Origin of the sequence: Amycolatopsis sacchari (assembly GCF_900114035.1) — a bacterium.
GTDB classification, from domain to species: domain Bacteria; phylum Actinomycetota; class Actinomycetes; order Mycobacteriales; family Pseudonocardiaceae; genus Amycolatopsis_E; species Amycolatopsis_E sacchari.
In genome coordinates this window covers 302,429-323,946 of the sequence record NZ_FORP01000005.1, presented here as the reverse complement: position 1 = coordinate 323,946, position 21,518 = coordinate 302,429, and the positions used below count along the sequence as shown (strand labels likewise).

General features: G+C 72.0%; 22 protein-coding genes. 7 read left to right on the top strand and 15 right to left on the bottom strand.

Translation table 11 applies throughout. The features are described 5' to 3' along the window. Positions 1–9: 9 nt before the first annotated feature. The 7 genes from BMZ92_RS38140 to BMZ92_RS11880 all read right to left on the bottom strand — a co-directional run bounded on the left by BMZ92_RS38140 (position 10) and on the right by BMZ92_RS11880 (position 8,594). A complete protein-coding gene (locus tag BMZ92_RS38140; protein WP_091506116.1) occupies positions 10–1,599 on the bottom strand; it encodes an arylsulfatase in 1,590 nt (529 codons plus the stop codon). Continuing rightward, positions 1,596–3,581: an ABC transporter ATP-binding protein gene (locus BMZ92_RS11905; RefSeq protein ID WP_091506115.1), complete on the bottom strand. Its 1,986-nt coding sequence runs from the start codon at positions 3,579–3,581 to the stop codon at positions 1,596–1,598. Before BMZ92_RS11905 ends, BMZ92_RS38140 begins: the two co-directional genes overlap by 4 nt. Continuing rightward, on the bottom strand, positions 3,578–4,450 hold the full coding sequence (locus BMZ92_RS11900; protein WP_091506114.1) for an ABC transporter permease: 873 nt from the start codon (positions 4,448–4,450) through the stop codon (positions 3,578–3,580). Before BMZ92_RS11900 ends, BMZ92_RS11905 begins: the two co-directional genes overlap by 4 nt. Further along, on the bottom strand, positions 4,447–5,403 hold the full coding sequence (locus BMZ92_RS11895; protein WP_091506112.1) for an ABC transporter permease: 957 nt from the start codon (positions 5,401–5,403) through the stop codon (positions 4,447–4,449). Before BMZ92_RS11895 ends, BMZ92_RS11900 begins: the two co-directional genes overlap by 4 nt. Before the next feature lie 2 nt (positions 5,404–5,405). Next, positions 5,406–6,962, bottom strand: coding sequence for an ABC transporter substrate-binding protein (locus tag BMZ92_RS11890; RefSeq protein WP_091506110.1), 1,557 nt, complete (start codon positions 6,960–6,962; stop codon positions 5,406–5,408). A gap of 109 nt (positions 6,963–7,071) precedes the next feature. Next, entirely contained in the window at positions 7,072–7,686 is a 615-nt protein-coding gene (locus BMZ92_RS11885; RefSeq protein WP_091506109.1) for a TetR/AcrR family transcriptional regulator, read from the bottom strand. Between the two features lie 20 nt (positions 7,687–7,706). Next, positions 7,707–8,594: a formylglycine-generating enzyme family protein gene (locus tag BMZ92_RS11880; protein WP_091506107.1), complete on the bottom strand. Its 888-nt coding sequence runs from the start codon at positions 8,592–8,594 to the stop codon at positions 7,707–7,709. A 67-nt stretch (positions 8,595–8,661) separates the two neighbouring features. On the opposite strand from BMZ92_RS11880, the gene BMZ92_RS11875 reads away from it, so the two are divergent. Further along, positions 8,662–9,168 (top strand): MarR family winged helix-turn-helix transcriptional regulator, encoded by a 507-nt coding sequence (locus BMZ92_RS11875; protein ID WP_245783014.1) that lies wholly within the window; start codon positions 8,662–8,664, stop codon positions 9,166–9,168. Between the two features lie 10 nt (positions 9,169–9,178). Here BMZ92_RS11875 and BMZ92_RS11870 read toward each other — a convergent pair whose 3' ends face one another. The 3 genes from BMZ92_RS11870 to BMZ92_RS11860 are packed head-to-tail and all read right to left on the bottom strand — an operon-like array spanning position 9,179 to position 11,074. Continuing rightward, positions 9,179–9,529: a nuclear transport factor 2 family protein gene (locus BMZ92_RS11870; protein WP_091506105.1), complete on the bottom strand. Its 351-nt coding sequence runs from the start codon at positions 9,527–9,529 to the stop codon at positions 9,179–9,181. Between the two features lie 47 nt (positions 9,530–9,576). After that, positions 9,577–10,473: a LysR family transcriptional regulator gene (locus tag BMZ92_RS11865; RefSeq protein WP_091506246.1), complete on the bottom strand. Its 897-nt coding sequence runs from the start codon at positions 10,471–10,473 to the stop codon at positions 9,577–9,579. 40 nt (positions 10,474–10,513) lie between these two features. Further along, positions 10,514–11,074, bottom strand: a complete 561-nt coding sequence (locus tag BMZ92_RS11860; protein ID WP_091506104.1) for a TetR/AcrR family transcriptional regulator — start codon at positions 11,072–11,074, stop codon at positions 10,514–10,516. Positions 11,075–11,178: 104 nt separating this feature from the next. Between BMZ92_RS11860 and BMZ92_RS11855 the strand changes: the two genes are divergently transcribed. The 3 genes from BMZ92_RS11855 (at position 11,179) to BMZ92_RS11845 (ending at position 13,522) form a co-directional block, all read left to right on the top strand. Then, positions 11,179–11,544 carry a hypothetical protein gene (locus tag BMZ92_RS11855; RefSeq protein WP_091506102.1) on the top strand — a complete coding sequence of 122 codons (366 nt, stop codon included), beginning with the start codon at positions 11,179–11,181 and terminating at the stop codon, positions 11,542–11,544. Between the two features lie 14 nt (positions 11,545–11,558). Beyond that, positions 11,559–13,028 carry an FAD-dependent oxidoreductase gene (locus BMZ92_RS11850; RefSeq protein ID WP_091506101.1) on the top strand — a complete coding sequence of 490 codons (1,470 nt, stop codon included), beginning with the start codon at positions 11,559–11,561 and terminating at the stop codon, positions 13,026–13,028. Positions 13,029–13,117: 89 nt separating this feature from the next. Further along, positions 13,118–13,522, top strand: a complete 405-nt coding sequence (locus tag BMZ92_RS11845) for a hypothetical protein (RefSeq protein ID WP_091506099.1) — start codon at positions 13,118–13,120, stop codon at positions 13,520–13,522. A 157-nt stretch (positions 13,523–13,679) separates the two neighbouring features. Here the strand turns inward: BMZ92_RS11845 and BMZ92_RS11840 are convergent, their stop codons facing one another. Next, positions 13,680–14,660, bottom strand: a complete 981-nt coding sequence (locus BMZ92_RS11840; protein ID WP_425425801.1) for a GlxA family transcriptional regulator — start codon at positions 14,658–14,660, stop codon at positions 13,680–13,682. A 71-nt stretch (positions 14,661–14,731) separates the two neighbouring features. Between BMZ92_RS11840 and BMZ92_RS11835 the strand changes: the two genes are divergently transcribed. Next, the gene (locus tag BMZ92_RS11835; RefSeq protein WP_091506096.1) at positions 14,732–15,523 is read left to right on the top strand and encodes an NAD(P)H-dependent oxidoreductase; all 792 of its coding nucleotides are present in this window, start codon (positions 14,732–14,734) and stop codon (positions 15,521–15,523) included. Between the two features lie 164 nt (positions 15,524–15,687). After that, positions 15,688–15,969 (top strand): hypothetical protein, encoded by a 282-nt coding sequence (locus BMZ92_RS11830; RefSeq protein WP_091506095.1) that lies wholly within the window; start codon positions 15,688–15,690, stop codon positions 15,967–15,969. Here BMZ92_RS11830 and BMZ92_RS11825 read toward each other — a convergent pair. From BMZ92_RS11825 to BMZ92_RS11810, 4 genes are read right to left on the bottom strand one after another with little or no spacing between them, the layout of a single operon-like run. Continuing rightward, the gene (locus BMZ92_RS11825; RefSeq protein ID WP_177228650.1) at positions 15,920–17,233 is read right to left on the bottom strand and encodes an MFS transporter; all 1,314 of its coding nucleotides are present in this window, start codon (positions 17,231–17,233) and stop codon (positions 15,920–15,922) included. The genes BMZ92_RS11830 and BMZ92_RS11825 overlap by 50 nt on opposite strands. Further along, complete coding sequence (locus BMZ92_RS11820; protein ID WP_091506093.1) at positions 17,230–18,375, bottom strand: M24 family metallopeptidase; 1,146 nt, start codon at positions 18,373–18,375, stop codon at positions 17,230–17,232. The genes BMZ92_RS11825 and BMZ92_RS11820 overlap by 4 nt, the downstream gene beginning before the upstream one ends. Before the next feature lie 10 nt (positions 18,376–18,385). After that, on the bottom strand, positions 18,386–19,402 hold the full coding sequence (locus BMZ92_RS11815; protein ID WP_143249850.1) for a glutamate cyclase domain-containing protein: 1,017 nt from the start codon (positions 19,400–19,402) through the stop codon (positions 18,386–18,388). Next, positions 19,395–20,750 carry an MFS transporter gene (locus tag BMZ92_RS11810; RefSeq protein ID WP_091506090.1) on the bottom strand — a complete coding sequence of 452 codons (1,356 nt, stop codon included), beginning with the start codon at positions 20,748–20,750 and terminating at the stop codon, positions 19,395–19,397. The genes BMZ92_RS11815 and BMZ92_RS11810 overlap by 8 nt, the downstream gene beginning before the upstream one ends. 64 nt (positions 20,751–20,814) lie before the next feature. Here BMZ92_RS11810 and BMZ92_RS11805 point away from each other — a divergent pair, with 64 nt between their 5' ends. Continuing rightward, positions 20,815–21,495: a TetR/AcrR family transcriptional regulator gene (locus BMZ92_RS11805; RefSeq protein WP_091506088.1), complete on the top strand. Its 681-nt coding sequence runs from the start codon at positions 20,815–20,817 to the stop codon at positions 21,493–21,495. The last annotated feature ends 23 nt before the right edge of the window (positions 21,496–21,518 follow it).

Sequence of the window (21,518 nt, the reverse complement as noted above, 5' to 3'; positions counted from 1 at the left end):
TTCTTCGGTTCACCAGGCACGGACGGCGATCCCCCAGCGGGCGAGTTCGAGTATCCGTTCCCTGGGCACCACTCCGCAGCGCGCGGCCCAGGCCGCCCACTCACGCGCCAGTTCCCGCACCACGTCCGGCTGCGAACCGGCCACATCGGACAGTTCCGTCGGATCGGTGTCCAGGTCGTACAGCTCCCAGTCCGCCGGGTACTCCCGCACGAGCTTCCACTTCCCGCGGCGGACGGCGGCGTTGCCGATGTGCTCGTAGAACTGGCAGCGCTCCTCGGAATCCGGTGCGCCACGCCAGGAACCGAGCATGCTCATCCCTTCCAGCGGCAGCGGTGCGTCGTCCGGATAGGACACTCCCGTGGCTTCGAGCACGGTGGGCACGAAGTCCGGCAGGTAGTGCGGTACCCCGGTCAAGGTGCCCGCCCGGTCGCCGAGCCCGGCGGGCCAGTGGACGATGAACGGGCTCGCGATGCCGCCCTCGTGCGTCCAGCGCTTGAAGAACCGGAACGGGGTGTTGGACACGTTCGCCCAGGCCTTGCCGTACATCTGGTACGTGTCGTCGCTGCCGGGCAGGTACTGCGGCTGCGGTCCCACGTGGACCGGGCCGCCGTCGCGAGCCGCGGCGGGCACCACGCTGAAGCCCCTCGCTGCGTACTCGCTGCCGAGCCCGGGCGGGAGCTCCTCCGCGCACCCGCCGTTGTCGGACAGGAAGACGAACATCGTGTTGTCGAGCTTTCCCTTGGCGCGCAGGGTTTCCACGATCCGCCCGATCCCGCGGTCCATGGCCTCGACCTGCGCGGCGTAGACCTCCATCTTCCGCTGTTCCCAGTCGCGGTGCTCGGCGTCCTCCCAGGCCGGGACGTCGGGATCCCGCGGGCTGACTTCCGTGTCCTCGCCGAGGATGCCGAGTTCGCGCATCTTCTCGACGCGCCGTTGCCGGACCACGTCCCAGCCTTCCCGGTACCGGCCGCGGCAGCGCTCGATATCGCTTTCCCGTGCGTGCAAGGGGAAGTGTGGTGCGGTGTAGGCGACGTAGCAGAAGAAGGGCTCGTCGCCGTGCCCGTCGAGGAACTCGACCGCCGCGTCGGTGACCGCGTCCGTGAAGTAGTAGTCCGGGTCCGCCGCCGCTTCCGCCGAAATGTCCTCTTCGCCCCGCTTGAGCCGGATCGGCGCGAAGTAGTTCCCGCATCCGGCAAGGGTTCCGTAGTAGTGCTGGAAACCCCGCCGCGTCGGCCACGAGTCGTTTGGCGTGGTGGTGTCGTGCGACAGGTGCCACTTGCCCGACAGGTACGTGGTGTAGCCGCCGGCGGCGAGCACCTCGGCGACGGTGCGGCAGCGGTCGTTGAGGCTGCCGGGGTAGCCGCCGGGGCCGTCGTTCCAGTTCAGCACGCCGATCCCGGTCTGGTGCGGGTGGAGCCCGGTCAGCAGCGAGGCGCGCGACGGGCTGCACCGCGCGGTGGTGGTGAAGCGCGTCATCCGCACCCCGTTCGCGGCCAGCGCGTCCAGGTTCGGCGTCTCGATCTCCCCGCCGTAGCACCCGAGATCGGAGTAGCCGAGGTCGTCGGCCAGCACCAGCACGATGTTCGGACGCTCCGTCATACCGCGGCCTTTCCTTCCGTGATCAGCAGTTCCCCGGCGAAGTGGCAGGCCGCGCCGTGCCCGCCCCCTGGCAGGACGGGGGACTGCTCGACGCAGATCGTGCGTTCGGGGTGGGTGAGTGGGCCGATCGGGCAGCGGGTGCGGAACCGGCAGCCGGACGGCGGGTTCTTGGGGCTCGGCAGGTCACCGGTCAGCACGATCCGTTCCCGCTCGCGCTCCATCGACGGCGAGGACGACAGCAGCGACACCGTGTACGGGTGCTGCGGTGCGCGGTAGACGTCCTCGGCGGGGCCGGTTTCCACGATCCGCCCGAGGTACATCACCGCGACCCGGTCGCTGATCGAGCGCACCACGGCGAGGTCGTGCGCGATGAACAGGTAGCCGAGGCCGAGCCGGTCCCGCAGGTCGGTGAGCAGGTTCATCACCTGCGCCTGGATCGAGACGTCCAAAGCGGACACCGGCTCGTCGAGCACGAGGCACTCCGGCTCGACGGCGAGCGCCCGCGCGATCCCGATCCGCTGCCGCTGCCCGCCGGAGAACGCGTGCGGATACCGGTCGAGGTGGCGTTCCCCGAGCCCGACCAGCTCCAGCAGCTCGACCGACCGGGCCCGCCGCTGCGCCGGTGCCACCCCGGCGACCTCCAGCGCCTCGTCGAGCACCTGCCGGATGGTGCGGCGGGGGTTGAGCGAGGCGTACGGGTCCTGGAAGACGTACTGCACCTTCCGGCGGGCGGCCGCGACCTCGCGTCGCGCCATCTCCGTGAAGTCCTTGCCCAGCACGCGGATCCCGCCCGACACCGGCTCGTTGATGCCGACGACCGTGCGCGCCAGTGTCGACTTCCCGCAGCCGGATTCGCCGACCAGGCCGAGCGTTTCCCCGGCGTGCACGCGCAGGCCGACGCCGTCGACCGCGTACACCGGGTCCCTCCGGCCACCGACGTTGACCCGCAGGTCCTCGATCTCCAGGACCGGTTTCTCCCCCGGCGCCACACGTGCTGCCGTCGTCGCGGGCTCTTTCGGCGTCTCACTGGTGTCCACCGGGAACCAGCACGCGACCTCGCGGCCGTCGGCGAAGGGTGTGAGCGCGGGCTTCTCCTCACGGCACCGGTCCTGCGCCAGCGCACAACGCGGGTGGAACGCACAACCCATCGGCAGGTGCGCGGGATCCGGAGCCTGGCCGGGGATCGCGTACAGCCGTCGTCGCACGTCGTCGAGCCTGGGCATGGCCCGCAGCAGGTCCCGCGTGTACGGGTGGGCGGGCTCGGCGAACACCTCCGCCACCGTGCCGGTCTCGACGATCCGCCCGCCGTACATCACCGCGAGCTCGTCACACAGCTCCGCGACCACGCCCATGTCGTGGGTGATGAGCAGGACGGCCACGCCGATCCGGTCCCGCAGCTCGGCCAGCAGGCGCAGGATCTGCGCCTGGATCGTGACGTCGAGCGCCGTGGTCGGCTCGTCGGCGACCAGCAGCGCGGGGTCGCCCGCCAGCGCCATCGCGATCACGACCCGCTGGCGCATGCCGCCGGAGAACTGGTGCGGGTGCTCGCCCGCCCGCCGTTCCGCGTCGGGGATGCCGACCAGTTCGAGCAGTTCGACGGCACGCCGGTGCGCCTCGCGGCGGGAGGTGCCGTGCACGATCAGCGCCTCGGCGACCTGCGCGCCGATCGTCATCACGGGGTTGAGCGAGGCCTGCGGGTCCTGGAAGACCATCGCGATCCGCTCGCCGCGGACCGAACGCATCTCCCGCTCGGGCAGCGCGAGCAGGTCCTGCCCGTCGAACCGCACCGTGCCACCGGTGACCCGGCCCGGCTCCGGCACCATCCGCATCAAGGTCCTCGCCGTCACGGACTTGCCGGAGCCGGATTCGCCGACCAGGCCGACGATGTGCCCGCGGCGCACCCGCAGCGACACCCCGTCCACGGCGACGGTCTGTCCGAACTGGACACGAAGGTCCTCGGCTTCCAGTACCAGATCGGTCATTTCCGGGTCACCGCCTCGTTGAGCGCGTCGGAGAGCAGGCTGAAGGACAGGGCGAGCAGGATCAGCACCACCGTGGGCCCGAGCACGTAGGACGGCGCGAGCGAGAGGAAGCGGACACCGGTGTTGAGCAGCATCCCGAGTGACGGCTGCGGTGGCTGGATGCCGAGGCCCACGATGGACAGCCCGGTCTCCAGGAAGATCGCGATCACCATGGCGATCGCGGTGTGCACGATGATCGCGTCCAGCGAGTTCGGCAGGATGTGCCGGACGAGCACCTTCCACCGCGAGATGCCGAGCACGCGGGCCGCGAGCACGTACTCGCGCTGTTCCTGGGACAGCATCGCCGCGCGGGCGAGCCGACCGAACCCGGGGAGTCCGAAGAGGACGATCGTGACCGTCAGCGAGGCGATGCCGGGTCCCATGATCAGCACGATCACGATGCCGAGGATGAGGCTGGGGAACCCGACGATGATGTCGAAGACCCGCTGCACGGCCAGCCCGAGCGGGCGGGACAGCGTGCCGACCACGCCGAGCAGCGTGCCCAGGATCCCGCTCAGCGGCACGCCGACGAACAGCAGCACCAGGTCGGACCGCAGCCCGTAGAGCGTCCGCACGAACACGTCGCGGCCCAGTTCGTCCGTGCCGAAGGGGTGCTGCCACGACGGGGAGAGGAACGTGTCGGCCGACTGCTGGTCGTAGCCGCTGGAGAACAGCGGAACCAGCAGTGCCGCGCCGACGAGGAGGACGAGCAGCGACACGGCGACCACGCCACGCGGCCGGCGCACGGCGTCGAGGTAACGCCACCAGCCCTCGCGTGCCCTGGTCCCGGCGGCCCGCGTGACGGGGGCCGCGACGGCGGTGGCGGTCATGCGGGTGCTCCTTCCAGGCGGATGCGGGGATCGAGGACCGAAAGCGCTATCTCGGTGAGCAGCTGGATGACCACCGCGATCGCGACCGCGAGCAGGATCAGCGTCTGCAGCACGAGGTAGTCGCGCTGGTTCACGCTGCTCACGGCGAGCGCGCCGAGCCCGTTGCGGGCGAAGGTCGCTTCGATGACGACCGCGCCGCCCAGCAGTTCGCCGACCCGCATGCCGAAGCTGACCAGCGCGGAGGCGAGCGAGTTCCGCAGCACGTGCCGCAAGGTGATCCGGGTGCCGGAAGCGCCCTTCGCGACGGCGGTCTGCACGAACTCCTCCGACCGCGACTGCCACATCGCGCTCTGCAGCAGCCGCGCGATCTGCGCGGCCTGGGGCAGCGCGAGCGCGAACGCGGGCAGCAGCAGGTACTGGATGCCGATCTCGGGATCGGCCAGCAGCGAGACCTCGCCGGACACCGGCAGGATCCGCCAGAACACCCCGAGCAGCAACGCGAGCACCAGCCCGGTCAGGAACGGCGGCACCGCGAGCAGCAGCGAGCACAGCACGTCCAGGAAGCTCTTGGCGGCCCGGCCGCGGGCCGAGCCCGCCGCGACGCCCAGCGCCACCCCGATCACGACCATGAACAGCGCGGCCAGCACCGCGAGCTGGAGCGTCGAGCCGAGGCGGTCGCCGACCAGCTGCGTCACCGGGCGATGGGTCACATAGGACTGTCCGAAGTCGCCGGTGAACACCCCGCCGATCCAGTGCAGGTACTGGGTCACCAGCGGCCGGTCGAGGCCGAGCTGGGTGCGGATGGCGGCGATGTCGGCGGGTGTGGCCTCGGGCCCGGCCACCGCGACGGCGGGGTCGCCCGGCGCGAGCCGGGGCAGCACGAACGCCAGTATCGACGTCACGAACAGCACGAGCAGTGCCGAGGGGATTCTGCGTACCAGGAATCGGGTCATGGCTACACCAGGTAGGTATCGGTGAGGACGAAGCTGCCGACGGCGGTCTGGCCCAGGTCGCGGACCCGGTTGGACTGCACGTTGACCGCCTGCGTCACGAGGAAGCACTGCTCGAACGCCTGCTCCTGCAGGTACGTGCCCAGCCGCCGCACGGCGGGCTGCCGTTGTCCGGGCGACGCGGTGAGCACCTGGTTCATCACGGTGGCGTATTCGGGACTTTCGAACCGGGAGGCGTTCTTCAACGCGAAGGCCGGCACGGAGCTGACGAACGTGGCGGCGGACATGTCGGACAGCCCGTAGCCGTTGAGGAACAGTTCGCCTTCGAGGCTGCTGTTGGCCATCCGGCGCGTGAAGTCGACCGTGTCCAGCACCCGGACGGCCACGCGCAGCCCGGCCGCTTCCAGGTCGTACCGCACGACCTCCGCGAGGCTGCGGGCCGCCTGGATGCCGATCACGTCCATGGTCACCCGCGCCCCGGCCGCGCCGGCGCCCGCGATCATCGCCTTGGCGCGGGCCGGGTCGTAGGTGTAGGTGGCCGCCTGCGCGGCGTCCCAGCCGGGTTCCTTCCGCGTCCACCACAGGCTGCTGCTTTCGCCGTAGCCCGCGAAGATCTGGTTCAGCGCGCGTTTGCGGTCGACGGCGTAGCCGACCGCCTGCCGCACCTCGACCTTGTCGAACGGTGGCTTCGTCACGTTCATGCCGGCCGAGTAGGCGACCGAGATGCCCTGGTTCACGGTGAACCGGTCGTCTGTGGACAGTCCCCTGGCGTCCATCGGCCCCACCCCGTAGGCGATGTGCGCCCGCCCGCCCCGGATCGCCGTGACGAGCGCGGTGGGGTCGGTGATCAGCGGCTGCTCGATGCGGTCGAGGTAGGGCCGTCCCGGGACGCGGTAATCCGTGTTGCGCACCAGGGTCAGCTGCGAACCGGGGGTCCACGACTCCCACCGGAACGGCCCGGTGCCGATCACGGCGCTGCCGTCGTCGAGGCCGCGCGCGGACTCCTCGTCGACGACGGAGCAGAACTGGAACAGGTCGAACAGGTTGCTCGCCTGCCTGCTCAACCGCAGCACGACGGTGTGCGCGTCGGGCGCGCTCATGTCCTTGATGAGCTTGCTGATCGAGCTGACCTGTGACTGCGCGGCGGGCTGGGTGGTGCGCCGGAGCGAGAACATCACGTCCTGCGCCGTCATCGGCCGTCCGGTGTGGAACCGCACGTCGTCGCGCAGGCGCAGGGTGACCGTCCGGCCGCCGTCGGCCAGCTCCCACGACGTGGCGAGCGCCGGCTGCGGGGTGCCCGAACTGTCGTACGCCGTCAGCGTTTCGAAGACGAGGTCGCGCCAGGTCGTCGAGGTCGGGCCCTGCGACTGGACCCGCGCCGGGGTCGGTTCGCTGTTGACCGCGAGGATGAGCGTGCCGCCCTGCCGGGGGCCGCCGCCGTCGGCACCGCGTGCTTCGTTCACCGCGAGCCGGCAGCCACCGAGGGTCAGCGCACCGAGCCCGGCGAGGCCGAGCAGCGCTGTTCTCCGGGGTAGTTCCGGGATGTTCCTGCCGGACGCCATGGGCGGTCCGTCCTTCCTGCGCCGTCGTTGGCGCGCACCAGCCGCGTCGTTGGGGTGGGAGGACTGTAGGCAGAAAAACCTATCAACTGAATGGTTTGTTACTCGTTCGTTACCGGTCGTCCGGCGCGAGACCGCGGAGGTAGGTCTCGAGGAACTCCCGGAACACCTGGGGCATGTCGACGGTTTCGGGGTCGAGCAGCCACTGGATCTGCAGCCCGTCCATGACCGCCATGATCACCGCGGACGCCCCGTCGAGGTCCGCGTCGGCGCGCAGTTCGCCCTCGTCACGGGCACTGCGCAGCCGCTGCGCGACGCGCTCCCGCACCGTGGCGTAACGGTCGAGGAAGTACTGGCGCGCGGGGTGCCCCGGGCTCACGGACTCCCCCGCGAGCACCGTGTACAGCCGGACCAGCCCGACCTGCCTGGCGTTGAGGTCCACCAGGTCGAGCAGGTAGCGGATCGCGTCGAGGCCGCGCCCCTCCCCGAGGCGCTCGTTGAAGGCCGTCTGCTCCTCGTCACGCAGCCGCAGCACCTCCTCCAGCAGCTCTTCCTTGGAGGAGAAGTGGTGCAGCAGCCCGGCCTGGCTCAGGCCGACCATCTCCGCGATCTCCCGCATCGACGTCGCCCGGAAACCCTGCTCCGCGAACGCGCGGAGGGCGGCGAGCAGGATCTCCCGGCGGCGGGCCCGGCCTTTCGCGTAGCCACGGGCGTTGTCAGACGGCATGCCCGGAACGTTAGCGGCAGTCAGATATCGGCGGCGGTGCGGAACCCCAGGTTCCCGCTCGAACTGTCCGGGGTGTTCGCGGTACGGGCCGCGACCCGGTACCGGTTGCAGTACGAGTCGTGGCACAGGTAGGAACCGCCGCGCATGGCCCGGTTCGCCCGCGCCGGGTCGAACCAGTCCGCGCACCACTCCCACACGTTGCCCGAGACGTTGTAGAGCCCGAAACCGTTGGGCTGGAACGCGTCCACGGGTGCCGTCCCGGCGAACCCGTCCTCCTCGGTGTTGTGCACCGGGAAGCGGCCCTGCCAGATGTTGCAGCGGTGCTCACCGTCCGGGGTCAGCTCGTCACCCCACGGGTAGCGGGCCTGGTCGAGCCCGCCGCGGGCGGCGTACTCCCACTCCACCTCGGTCGGCAGCCGGCGGCCCGCCCATGCGCAGTAGGCCGTCGCGTCGTTCCAGGACACGTGCACCACGGGGTGGTCCCAGCGGTCCTCGACGTCGCTGCCCGGGCCTTCCGGCGCCCGCCAGTACGCCCCGGCCACGCCGCACCACCACGGCGTCTGCTCCGGGCGCGGCGCCCCCTTCCGCAGGTGTGCTGGCACGAACTTGGCGAACACGTACGTCCAGCCGAACCGCTCCGCCTCCGTGCGGTAGCCCGTGGCGTCGACGAACTCGGCGAACCGCGCGTTCGTCACGGCGTACGCGTCGATCGCGAACGGGCCGACCGTGACTTCGCGGACCGGCCCCTCGTGATCCTCGGGGAAACCGTCCTCGTCCTCGGTGCCCATCCGGAAAGTGCCGCCGGGCAACGAAATCAGCCCGTCGGCGTCGGGAGCCCGCACGGGCCCCGCCTGCGGCACGACGGCGGACGGCGCGGCGGACCGCGAAGGTGGGCAGCATCCGGACACGCTGGGTACCTCCTGTCTTTCCGTCCACAGTAGCTTCCCGGCCCGCGTCCCCCGCTAGGCTGTGGCCGTGGCCGAGATCGCTCCGGAATCGCCGTTCGCACTGCTGTCGGAGGACGAGCGACGCGCCTGGTTCGCCTACATGAAGGTGCACCTGCGGCTGCGCTACGAGATGAACCGGCAGTTGCGGGCCGACCACGGGCTTTCGCTCGCCGACTTCGACGTCCTCGTCGCACTGACCAGCGACGAGGACGCCACGCTGTCCGTCTCCGACCTGGCGGTGCGCATCGGCTGGGAACGCAGCCGGGTCAGCCACCACGTCCGCCGCATGGCCGCGCGCGGATTGGTCCATACCAGTTCGAGTGCCGAGGACAAGCGGGTCACCGTCGTCGCGTTGACGGCTGCGGGGCGGGAAACCCTCGCCGCCGCCTCACCGAGCCACGTCGCCCTCGTGCGGACGATGTTCCTCGACGCGCTCGACGACCGCAGCACGGGCGAATTCGCGGAGTGGTTCGAGAAGATCTACGACAGCCTCATCACCCACGGCACCCTGCCCCGCCCCGTCGACCACCCGTGACGCGCGGGGTTCACGTGAGGATCGTGTAGACCTTCGTGATGAGCCCGTTCTCCACCAGGCAGATGTCCATGCCCCGCACGGCGGGCGGCTGCCCCTCCGGCCCGAAGTTCCAGGCCAGGACACCGAGATCGTGGTTGACGTGGACCGGCCCGGCTTCGGAGAACACGAACCCGGGCGCCTCGTCGAGCAGCCGCTGGGCCTTGGCGTGGATCGCTTCGCGCCCGACCACGACCTCCTCGGGGTCGGCGAAGACGACACCCTCCGCGTAGGTGCGCTCGACGGCGGCGGCCCGCCGCCGCGGGTCGCGCTCGCCGAACACCTCGTGCAGGTTCGCCTTCATCAGCGACTCGACCTCCGACATGCGTGAAGTGTCACGCAAGCGGGCCGGGCGGTCAAGCGCGCCCGCGGTCAGGAGGCGACGGACAGGAACCCGGGGTGGTCCCAGTTCTGCTGCCGCAGGAGTTCCAGCAGGGCGGTCTCCGCGGGGCCCGGCTCGGGCCGGACCACGGCGACCACGGGCTGGGACACGACGGGGCGCAGCGGGCGCACGAGGTGCTCGTACCCGGCGGGCACCGCGGACGCCGGGACGAGCGTGACCCCCAGCCCGTCGGCCGCCCACCGCACGGCCGTCGCGGTCTGGGACACCCTGGCGGCCGTGTCCGCGGCGAGCCCGTTGTCCCGCAGCACCTTCTTCAGCACCGCGTCGAGCGCGCTGTCGCGGTCGAACCGCACCCACGGCTCCCCCGCCAGCTCGGCCAGCTCGACCCGGTCGGCGGCGAGCAGCCGGTGCCCCGCCCCCAGCGCCACGACGAACTCCTCGGCGCCGAGGAGGTGCGCGTCCTCGGGGGTCTGCTCGCACTCCGCGACCAGCAGCAGGTCCAGGATCCCCTTGCGCCCCAGCCGTTCCAGCTCGGCGCCGTTCGGCTCCTCGAACAGGGTGATCTCCAGCCGCGGGAACCGGCGGCGCAGCGCGCCGAGCGCCCGCGGGAGCTGGCGCGTGCCGAAGCCCATCTGCACCGCGACCGCCAGCTCGCCCGCCACGTCGCCGGTGCCGGCCCTGGCCGTCGCCCGCGCCCGCCGCGCGGCCCGCACCGCCACCTCCGCCTCGCGCAGGAAGGCGCGGCCGGCGACGGTGGGCACCAGCCCGGTCGGTGTGCGGGCGAACAGCCGCACCCCCAGTTCACGCTCCAGGCCACGGATCTGCTGGGACACCGACGGCTGCGCGACGTGCAGCACCTCCGCCGCCGCCGTCACCGAACCCTCCTCGGCCACGGCCAGCGCGTACTCGAACTGTCGAAGGCTCACCAGCAAGAGTGTAATCAAGTCACCGGCCCACCCGGCGGGATCAGCCGGGCGCGGGACCGGTGAGGTGCTGCGCGAGCACCGGCCGCAGCCAGCGGACGAGCGCCGCGTCGTCCATGGCCGCCAGCGGCGGGCTGCCCAGGACGTGGCGGGCGACGGCCACCCCGAGCAGCTGGGCCCCCACGAGCGCGGCGCGTTCGGCGGGGTGGTCGGGGGTGACCGCGGCGAGCGCGGGCGCGACCTGGTCCGTGAAGACCCCGAGCAGGGCCTCCGCCGCGGCCGGGTTCGACGCCGCCGCCCGCAGGAGCGGCAGGAACGGGCCGTCCGGGCCCCACGACTCCGTGAACACGGGCAGCAGCACGTCGGCGAACCGCTCGGGCGGCACGCCGGTCAGGTCGGGCAGGGTGATCTCCAGCTCGGACGCCGCCGCGAACAGGCCGTCCTTCGAGCGGAAGTAGTGCATGACCAGCGCGGGATCGACGCCGGCCGCCGCCGCGACCGAGCGGATCGTCGTCCGGTCGAACCCGTTCCTGCCGAACTGCAGCCTCGCGGCCGCCAGGATGGCCTCCCGGCTGCCCTCCGGTCCCCGCGCTCTCGCACCCATGCGACCCATCCTATTCAACGCTTGTTGACATGTCTCGACAGCCAGGGCTACCGTCGGATTCAACAAGCGTTGAATGGCTTCGCTTGAGTCCCGAAGGAGCCGCCATGACCGTCACCGTGATCCAGATCGGGCTCGACCCCGGCGTGATCGACTACAGCTCGCCCGACTTCGCCCGGTTCGCCGGCCTGCGTGCCGCCGGGTACGACGTCGACAACTGCCTGGTCGACTTCGGCGACGAGGGCGTGCGCAAGGCGCGGAAGTGGTTGTCCGCCAAGCGTTACGACGCCGTGCTCATCGGGGCGGGCGTGCGGCTGGTCGCGAACAACACGCTGCTGTTCGAAGCCATCGTCAACGCCGCGCACACCGCCAACCCCGGTTGCCGCTTCGTCTTCAACCGCGACGCCGTCGATACGCCGCGGGACATCCAGCGCTGGTACCCGGACCCGGACGACGCCACACCGGTCCAGTGAGAGGAGGAACCGCTGTGCACACCACCGACGTCCTGGTCGTCGGCGCGGGCCCCACCGGGCTGACCGCCGCGGGCGACCTCGCCCGGTCCGGCCGCGCGGTCACCGTGCTGGAACGGTGGCCCTCACCGAACCCCGCCAGCCGGGCGTTCGCCACGATGGCCCGAACGCTCGAAGTCCTCGATGCCCGCGGCCTCGCCGAGGAGCTGCTGCGGTCCGGGAACCGGACTTCGGAGGTCTCGATCTTCTCCGGTGCCCGGCTCGACCTGAGCCACCTGCGCACCCGCCACCCGTTCGCACTGGTGATCCCGCAGACCACTGTGGACAGTGCGCTTGCCCGTTACGCCACCGCGGCGGGTGCCGACATCCGTCGCGGAGTGAAGGTCGTCGGCATCGAACAGGACGCCGACGGCGTGACGGTCACCGCACGCCCCAAGGGCGACGACCACCACCGCACGCGGTGGCGGGCGAAGTACGTCGTCGCCGCCGACGGTGCGCACAGCACGGTGCGCGAACTGCTCGGCATTCCCTTTCCCGGCAAGACGATCCTGTCGTCGGTCGTGCTGGCCGACGTCAAACTGGCCCACGGGCCCACGTCCGGTGGGCTGACGCTGGGCAGCACCCGGGACGTGTTCGCCTTCCTCGCGCCCTACGGCCGGCACGAGGCGGACGGTGCGTGGTACCGCGCGATGGTGTGGGACCGCGGGCACCAGGTCCCGGACAGCGAACCGGCCGACCGGTCCGAGGTGACCGGCATCCTCCGCCGGGCGACGGGCACCGACCACGGCGTGCGGGAAATCGGCTGGCTGTCCCGGTTCCACTGCGACGAGCGGCAGGTCACCCGCTACCGGCACGGCCGGGTCTTCCTCGCGGGCGACGCCGCGCACGTGCACTCCCCCATGGGCGGCCAGGGCATGAACACCGGGATCCAGGACGCGGCGAACCTGGCGTGGAAACTCGACGCCGTGCTGGGCGGGGCGCCCGGCGACGTGCTCGGCACCTACCACGACGAGCGCCACCCCATCGGCCGCCGGGTGCTGCTCCAATCAGGACTGATGGCACGCGCGGTCACGCTCCACCCCCGCCCCGCCCGCGCGGTGCGCGACCTGATCTCCCCTCTCCTGCTGAGGATCCCGCGCCTCCGCGACGCGGTCGCGGGCGGTTTCGCCGGCACCACCCTGCGGTACGGGGGCCGCGATCCGGTCGGCACCAACGCCGCCGCCATCCCGCTCGCCGGGGAACGGCTCGCCCGGCTGCAGCGCGTGCCCGGGTTCGTCCTCGTCAGGGAACGCGGTGCCCCCGCCGTGAAAGGCGTGCGGCAGGCCGAACGCACGGACGACGGACCTGCCGTGCTCGTGCGCCCCGACGGCTATGTGGCCTGGGCGGGCCGCGCCGCCGACCGCCGTGGCTGGCAGACCGCGCTCGCCCGCTGGACGGGGCACCTGACGGGCGCCCCACAGGCCGCCGTGGGGTTGACCCCACGCTAGCTCTGGTGGCGGCACCCTGGTGCCCGCGGTCCTGGTGAAGAGACTGGACACCAAGGAAACCCACCCTCCGACCTCGAGCGGGAACCGTGATGTGCCCACAGAACCAGAACGTCCTGCTGTTCTCCTTCCACGACGCGCGCCGCGCCGCGGACGTGCTCGCCACCGCCCACCGGCTGCCCGGCCTGCGCGAGGTGGCCGTGCTGGCGTGCACCGCGACCGGTCAGCTGCGGGTCGAACCGCACTGCCCCGCGAGCGACCGCAGCACCGTCCTTTCGCGAGTGATCGACGCACTCGCCGTGGCGCTCGCCGGGCGGACCACCGGCAGGCGCACGTTCTCCGACAGCCCCGAGGACGTCGCGGCGTTCGCGGCGCTGGTCCGCCCCGGCCACCCGGTGCTGCTGGTCGCCGCGTGCGACGAGATGCGGCCGGAGATGGAGCTGGCCGCCGAACGGTTCCAGGCCGCCTTGTACCGGCTCCCGGTCAGCGCGGCCTGACCCGTCACCGACCGCGGAACGTGGCGCGGCAGGTCCTGGAGCCTGCCCGCCGGCGAGGCACTCTTTTGCTCTTCTCGCCTCCGATCCTTGATCGTTCAGCAGCGGGTGCGGGGCGATGTGGCCACTCGCGTTCGCATCGTCGCGGGGACCCCGGGCCTCACCGGCCGCGGAACGTGGCGCGGTAGGCGGTGGGCGACACCCCCAGCTCGGCCTTCAGGTGCAACCGCAGCGATCCCGCGGTGCCGAACCCGGTGGCGACCGCGATCTCGTCGACGGGCAGGTCGGTGCTCTCCAGCAGGGCACACGCCCGCTCCACCCGCTGCTGGACGAGCCACCGCCCCGGCGAGGTGCCGAGTTCGTCGCGGAACCGCCGGGTGAAGGTCCGCGTGCTCGTCGCTTCGCGCGCCGCCAGCTCCCGCAGCGTGACGGGCCGGTGCAGGTTCTTCAGCGCCCACTCGCGCGCCCGGCTGGTCGAGGACGTGCGGGGCTCGGGCACCGGCCGGTTCAGGTACTGCGCCTGCCCGCCCTCGCGGTGCGGCGGGACGACGGTGCCGCGGGCCACCTCGTTGGCGACCGCGGCGCCGTGGTCACGGCGGATCATGTGCACGCACAGGTCGATGCCCGCCGCCGCCCCGGCCGAGGTGAGGATCCCGCCCTCGTCGGTGTAGAGCACGCCGAGGTCGAAGGTGACGTGCGGGAAGCGCTCCCGCACCCGCGGGGACGAGCGCCAGTGCGTGGCCGCCCGGCGTCCGTCGAGCAGCCCGGCCGCCGCCAGCACGAACGCCCCCGTGCAGATCGAGGCGATCCGGGTGCCGGGCCGGATGCGCGCCAGCGCCGCGGCCAGCTCGGGTCCGAGCAGGTCGTCGCGGGGTTCGTAGTCGGTGTCCGCGCCCGGGACGACGACGGTGTCGGCCTCGGCCAGCGCGTCGGGCCCCGCGGGCACGGCGATGGTGAAATCGGCGTCCGTGCGCACGTCACCGGGCACGGGTGTGCAGGTGACGATCTCGTAGAGCGGCACGCCGTCCGCGCCGCGGGCCTGCCCGAACAACCGGTGGACGAGGCTCAGCTCGAAGGGCAGCACCCCGTCGCGGACGAGGACGGCCACCCGGTGACGGCCGTCACCGGCGAAAACGGTCATGGCCCGATCTTCGCACATGTTGTCCATCAGGCCAGTCGTCGCCGTGGTCCGGGCGGCCGAGGATCGGTGTCATGAACGTTTTGTGGATCCTCGCCCACCCCGAACCCCGCTCCCTGAACGGTTTCCTCGCCGCGGAGGGGCAGCGCGCGCTGCGGGCCGAAGGGCACGAGGTCGAGGTGTCGGACCTCTACGCGATGGGCTGGAACCCCGTCGTCGACACGGCGGCCTACGGCCACGACCCGGCGGAGCGGTTCCGGGTCGCCTCCGCCGCCAAGCGCGCGCACGCCGACGACACGGTGAGCGCGGACATCCGGCGCGAGCAGGAGAAGATCGACCGCGCGGACACCCTCGTCGTCCAGTTCCCGCTGTGGTGGTTCGGCATGCCCGCCATCCTCAAGGGCTGGTTCGACCGGGTCTGGCACCAGGGCTACGCCTACGGCCTCCGGGGCCCGAACAGTGAGTGGATCGGGTACGGCGACGGGTTCCTCGCGGGCAAGCGCGCGATGGCCGTGGTGACGCTGGGCGGGCCGGCGTGGATCTACGGCCCGCGTGGCATCCACGGCTCCGTGGACGAGCTGCTGTTCCCGCTGCAGCACGGCACCCTGTTCTACGCTGGCGCCGCGGTGGTCCCGCCGGCGCTGTTCCCCAGTGCCGACCGGTTTACGCCCGAGGACGCCGAGAACGCGGCGAAGGAGCTGCGCGAGCGCCTGCTCGCGATCCCGGACGCCGAGCCGGTTCCGTACCGGAAGCAGAACAGCGGCGACTACGACGAGAAGTTCGTGCTGCGGCCGGACGTGGCGCCGGGCGCGACCGGGCTGGGCGCGCACGTGATCAGCTGTACGAACGCGCAGGGCGCGTGTTAGCCTCTCGCCGTGCGGTGCCGGCTGACGTCCCAGCGACTCGTAGTAGCCCGGCGCGCCGGCTGAGCCAGGTCGCCGGCGCGCGGTTTCGCGACCGCTGACGACGCGGCTCCTCTTTCGGGACCTGGCCCGGATCCCAGCCACTTCCTCATCCGTGGAGATCCGCCATGACCAGCCCCGCTTTCCTCGCCGACCGCACCTCCCGATCGACGCTGCCGGTGCGGCGCCGCATCGCCGCCTACTTCACGGGCGGCGTCGGCGCCGTCCCGGAGCTGGCGGGCCTGCTCGCCCGCCGGAGCCGCACCGTGCACGAGCTGTCCGTCGACATCCGGGACGGCGTCAGGGAAAGCGGCCTGGTCTGCACGGTCCTGCTGCCGGCCGACGAGGTCGAAGCGCTGCTCACGGACCTCCGCGCACTGCCTGGTGTGGTGTCGGCCGAACTGGCCTGAGCGGCACCCGCCCGGTCGTGGCCGCCAGCAGTCCACAAAGGACCAACGACAGCGCCATGATGCCGAACGGCAGCTGGTAACCGCCGCTGAGCCCGCGCAACCACCCGGTCACGTAGCCCGCGGCGAACCCGCCGACGCTGCCGACGGTGTTGATCAATGCCAGCCCGCCCGCGGCGGCGGCGCCGTCGAGCCCGGCACTGGCCGTGTTCCAGAACACCGGGATCGCGCCGTAGATGCCGGTGGCGGCGCAGGCGACCCCGACCACCAGCAGCGGGAAGGAGGAGCCCGCGAACGCGCACAGCGCGACCCCGGCCGCGGCGAGCAGCACGGGCAGCACGAGGTGGCGGGCGCGGGGTTCCCGTCGCGCGATGCGGCTCCACGTCACCGAGGCGACCGCGCCGAGTGCGAACGGGATGAACGTGACCACGTCCACGGCCGCGCTACCGCGGTCCGGCACCAGCCCGGTCGCGACGAGCGGGACGAAGAACGTGATCGCGAACATCGGGAAGGTCAGGAGCAGGAACACGACCGCGAACCGGATCGTCGTGGCGCTGCGGAGGGCGGAGGCGAAGGAGTGCTTCCCCTCACCGGGCGCCCGCCCCGCGAGGTTGGCCTCGGTCAGCGCACGCTGCTCGGCCGGGGTGAGCCAGCGGGCCTCGGCCGGGGTGTCGGTGAGCAGGAACAGCACGACGAACCCGAGCACGACGGCGGCGGCGCCCTCGACCGCGAACATGAACCGCCAGCCCTCGACGCCGAAGGTCTGCTGACCGTGGTGGATCAGCCAGTTGGACAGCGGCCCGCCGAGCGCGGTCGAGAGCGGCACCGCGACGTAGTAGGCGCCGAGCACGAACGCCCGCTGCCGTCCGGTGAACCAGCGCGAGATGTACCAGAGGATGCCCGGCAGCAGGCCCGCTTCGGCGATGCCCAGCAGGATCCGCGCGCCGACGAACGTGCCGGTGCCGCTGACGGCCGCGTGCAGTGCGGCCACGACACCCCAGCTCAAGGCGATCCTGGCGAGCCAGCGGCGAGCGCCGACGCGCTGGAGCACGTAGTTGCTCGGCACCTCCAGCAGGACGTACCCGACGAAGAAGAGCGCCACGCCGAGGCCGTAGCCGGTGGTCGTCATCCCGAGCGCGGGGTTCATCGTGGGCGCCGCGAAACCGACGTTGACGCGGTCGAGGTAGTTGACGAACAGCAGCAGCACGAGGATCGGGAGCAGGCGGCGGACCGCCTTCCGGTGTGCGGAGCGCAGGTCGGGGTTCACGCGGTCACCTCGATCAGTTCGTGCCTGCCGCCGGGGTTGGTGAGGTTGACCGTGCTGTCCGGTCCGATGTGGACGAAGTCCTCGATGTGCAAGCCCTGCACCGGATCCACCCAGCCCAGCTCGATCTCCAAGGTCATCCCTTCGGACAGCGGATCCTCGTACTCGACGGTGAGCTGGGGTTCCTCGTGCAGCACGAGGCCGATCCCGTGCCCCACGATGCTCCAGCGGAACTCCTCTCCCAGCCGCTCGTACCCCTTCCTCGCGGTGTCGACGAGTTCGCGGGCGACGACGCCGGGGCGCGCGGCCTCGACGATCTCCGCGTGCACCGCGCTGATCCGGTCGAACCGCGTGCGTTGTTCGCGGGTCGCCTTCCCGACGACGGCGGTGCGGGCGATGTCCGAGGTGTACCCGTCGATGCGCACGCCCCAGTCGGCGCGCACCAGCATGCCTTCGGCGAACGTGGCCGGGCCGGGCCACGGGTGCCACTGCCCGCCGCGGCAGCCACCGCCGAGGATGGAGTGCGACAGTTCCTGCGCACCGTCGGCCAGGAGCGCCGCGGTGATCCCGGTCGCGACCGCGAGTTCGGTGTCTCCTGGCCGGATGCCGCGCAACCCCGCTTCGAGGTGCCGTGCGGTGAGCTGGTTGACCCGGGTCAGGACGTCGAGCTCGGCCGGGGTCTTGACCTTGCGCAGCTCGTTGAGCAGCGGCCAGGCGTCGGCCAGCCGGAGCCCGGTTACCCGGCTGCGCAACCCCTCGCTGATCTTGAACGGGGTGGCCCTCGCCTCGATGCCGACGTACCGCGCGCCGAGCTCCCGCAGCACCCCGGCGGTGACGTCGACCATGTCGTCGCCCTCGCCGGTGTAGCCGCGGATGTCGGTGATGTGCGGGACGGTCCCCTCCGGCGCCCACGTGTCCGAGCCCGCGCCCGTCCAGTTGTCGGCGCGTGCCGCGGGAACCACGTAGACGGGCTCCCCGTCGGCCGGCCACACGACGATGTGCAGCCGCTCCCACGTCAGCCACAGGTCCGGGTGGTAGAAGCCGGACAGGTACGCGGTGTTCTCCGGCCAGGTCGAGACGATCGCGTCGAACCCGCTCGCGCAGACCAGTCGGCGGATGCGGGGCACGTCGGCGTAGGTGGTCATGGTGGCTCCCTCAGTGGGACGGGGAAACGGAGTGGGAAAGCGCTTGCGTGACCGCGGTGCGCATGAGGGTCACGGCGGCGCGTTGCGCGTCGAGGGGAACGCCGTCGTCACTGAGGACGGGGCGGGCGTGCCAGCCGCAGACCACGCCCGAGCGCACGGCGGCACGCAGGAGCTCCTCGACGTAGTCGGCGTCGGCGGCCAGGTCGGGCCGCCGCAGCAGGTACGCCAGCAGTGCCGTGACCGCGTAGCCGCCCCAGTCGGAGATCGCCGCGGTGAGCACGTGGTCGGCGGCGACCGCGGCGGCCATCCCGCCCCCGCACGCGCAGCGGCACCGGGCGCCCGCCGGCTGGATCACCGCGACCTCGGGCACCGCACCGAACCCGGCCTCGTTGCCCGCGTCGCCGATGCCACAGGTCAGGACGCCGCGCGCGGTCGCGGCCGCGAACAGCGGCGCGGGGTTGAAATGCACGTCGTGCCAAGGGTTTCCGGTCGCCCCGTGGATCACCCCGGCGTGGTTGGGCGCGAGCTTCTCGATCGCCAGCACCAGCGCCGGGCGGAGCTCGTCGAGGACCGCGGTGCTGAAGCGGGCCCCTTCGGCGTCGTCCTCGGGCGAGACGTGGATGGTCACCTCGGCGGGGCCGTGCCCGAAGGCGTCCGAGTGGACGTTGAGCTGACCCGCCCGCGCGATCTCCTCCAGCGGGCGGACGAAGCGGGGTTCCGCGGCCAGGTGCACCTCCGCGCCCAGCCCCAGCGTCAGCACCCTCGCCAGCGCGATCGCGCCGGGCAGGCCGTCGATCTCCCCGCGTGGCAGGCTGGGCGCCCCGCCCGCACCACAGACGACGAGCACCCGGTCGCCCTCGCCGACGCGGTCGTGGATCGCCGTGGCCATCGCCGTGCTCAACGGTCCCTTCGCCCGTCCCCGCACCGCTTCGTACAACCGGTGTGCGACCCCGCGGGGCATGTTGCCGACCGGCCGCAGTTCGGCGGTCATGATCTGGTCGACGTACTGACCCACCACCTCAGGCACGCTCTTCTCCTGTCTTCACCACGGTTTTGGCCACGGGCTGGTTCCGGAACTCCGGGCGCTTGCGCAGCGCGAGTGCGGCCACGGCACCGGCGAGCATCACGGCGGCGACGACGAACATCCCCGTGCGGTAGCTACCGGTGGCGTCGTGCAGCGCGCCGGTGACGTAGGGCGCGAGGAACCCGGCGACGTTGGCCAGGCCGCCCGCCACCCCCATGCCCGCCGCGACCGCCGCGCCGGTCAGGAACCGGGGCGGCAGCTGCCAGAACACCGGCAGCACGCTGTAACTCCCGGCGGCGGCAACCGAAATCGCGACCAGCACGAGAGCCGTCGAGGGCAGGTACAGCGCCCCGGCCACCGCGACCGCCCCCGCGACCAGCGGGACGGCGGCGTGGAAGTGCCGTTCCTGCCTGCGGTCCGAGCTGCGGGCGACCAGCAGCAGGGCGACCGCGGCGACGGCGTACGGGATCGCGGTGAGCAGTGCCGTCCTGCCCAGCGTCACCTGGTTCCCGAACCGCCGGGACAGCTCCGCGATGACCTGCGGCAGGAAGAACGACAACGCGTAGCCGCCGATGTTGGACGCGAACCCGATCAGCGAGACCACGTAGATCCGCCAGTCCCGCAGGGCGGCCAGCACGGTCGACCGGCCGTGCTCCCCCACGCCGCCTTCCTCGGCTCGCAGCGCCGCGACCAGCGCTTCGCGCTCCCCGGCGGTCAGCCAGGACGCGCGTTCCGGCGTGCTCGGCAGTGCGAAGTAGGCCACCACGCCGACCACGACCGCGGGCAGCGCCTCGACGAGGAACATCGTGCGCCAGCCGGCGAGGCCGAGGAACCCGTCGCCGTGGCTGATCAGCAGCGCCGACACCGGGGCGCCGAGCACCACCGCGAACGGGATGGCGACGATGAACCGGGCGATCATCCTGGCCCGCACCGGCGCGGGGAACCAGGTGGTCAGCAGGTAGACCACGCCGGGCACGAAGCCCGCCTCCGCCAGCCCGAGCAGCACGCGCACCACGTAGAACTGCGTTTCGTCGCCGACGAAGGCCATGGCTCCCGACACGACGCCCCAGCTCACCATGATCCGGGCGAGCCACCGGCGGGCGCCGACCCGGTGCAGTACCACGTTGCTCGGCACCTCGAACAGCACGTAGCCGATGAAGAACAGGCCCGCGCCGAGCCCGTAGGCCGCCGTGGACAGGCCGAGGTCCGGGTTCATGGTCTGCGCGGCGAAGCCGACGTTCACGCGGTCGACGTAGCTGATCACGTACATCACCGCGACCAGCGGCACGATCCGCAGCGCCGCCTTGCGCGTCGCGGACCGCACCGTCGATGTGGGGGGTTCGGAACTCACGGGCTCACCTCGTTTACACCGTATCCGCATCTCGTACGCTGTATATGAGCGGTAAGCTAAGCACATGCCCCGCCCCCGCACCAGCCCCGAACGCCGCACACCCCCCGCGGTGACCCTGATCTCGCAGGACGACGTCGTCAGGGCCGCGCTCGAACTCACCGCGGAGCAGGGACTGGAGGCGCTGTCGATCCGGCGGGTCGCGACCGCGCTCGGCATCGCGCCGATGTCGGTCTACAAGTTCGTCACGGCCAAGGACGAGCTGGTGGACGCGATGCTGCTGCACCTGCTCGACCGGATGGAGATCCCGTACACCGCCACGACGGACTGGCGTGAGCAGATCGTCCGCACGATGTGCGCGTGGCGCGACCTGGTCGAGGAACAGCCCGGCGCCGTGCAGATGCTCGCCACCCGGCGGCTGCCCCCGGGGTCGGCGGGCCTGGCCCGACTGGCGGAACGCGTGCTCTCCGCGCTCGACCACGGCGGGATCACGGGACCGCGGGCGGCGAGGGCGTTCTGGCAGGTGTTCTCCACGACCGTCGGGCACATCGTGTTCGCCCGCGCCCGCGCCGGCCTCGACGACGCCGACCAGGCGTCGGCCCGCGAGGCGATGCACCGCACGGCCACGGAACGCGGCTTCGACCACGTCGCGGACCTCGCCACGGACCTGACGCGGATCGAGAACCGCGGCACCCTCGAAGACGCCCTGCGCGTACTCCTCACCGGGCTCTCCACCGAGCACGCCTAGGGCGCGTCTGCCTCGGCGAGTTG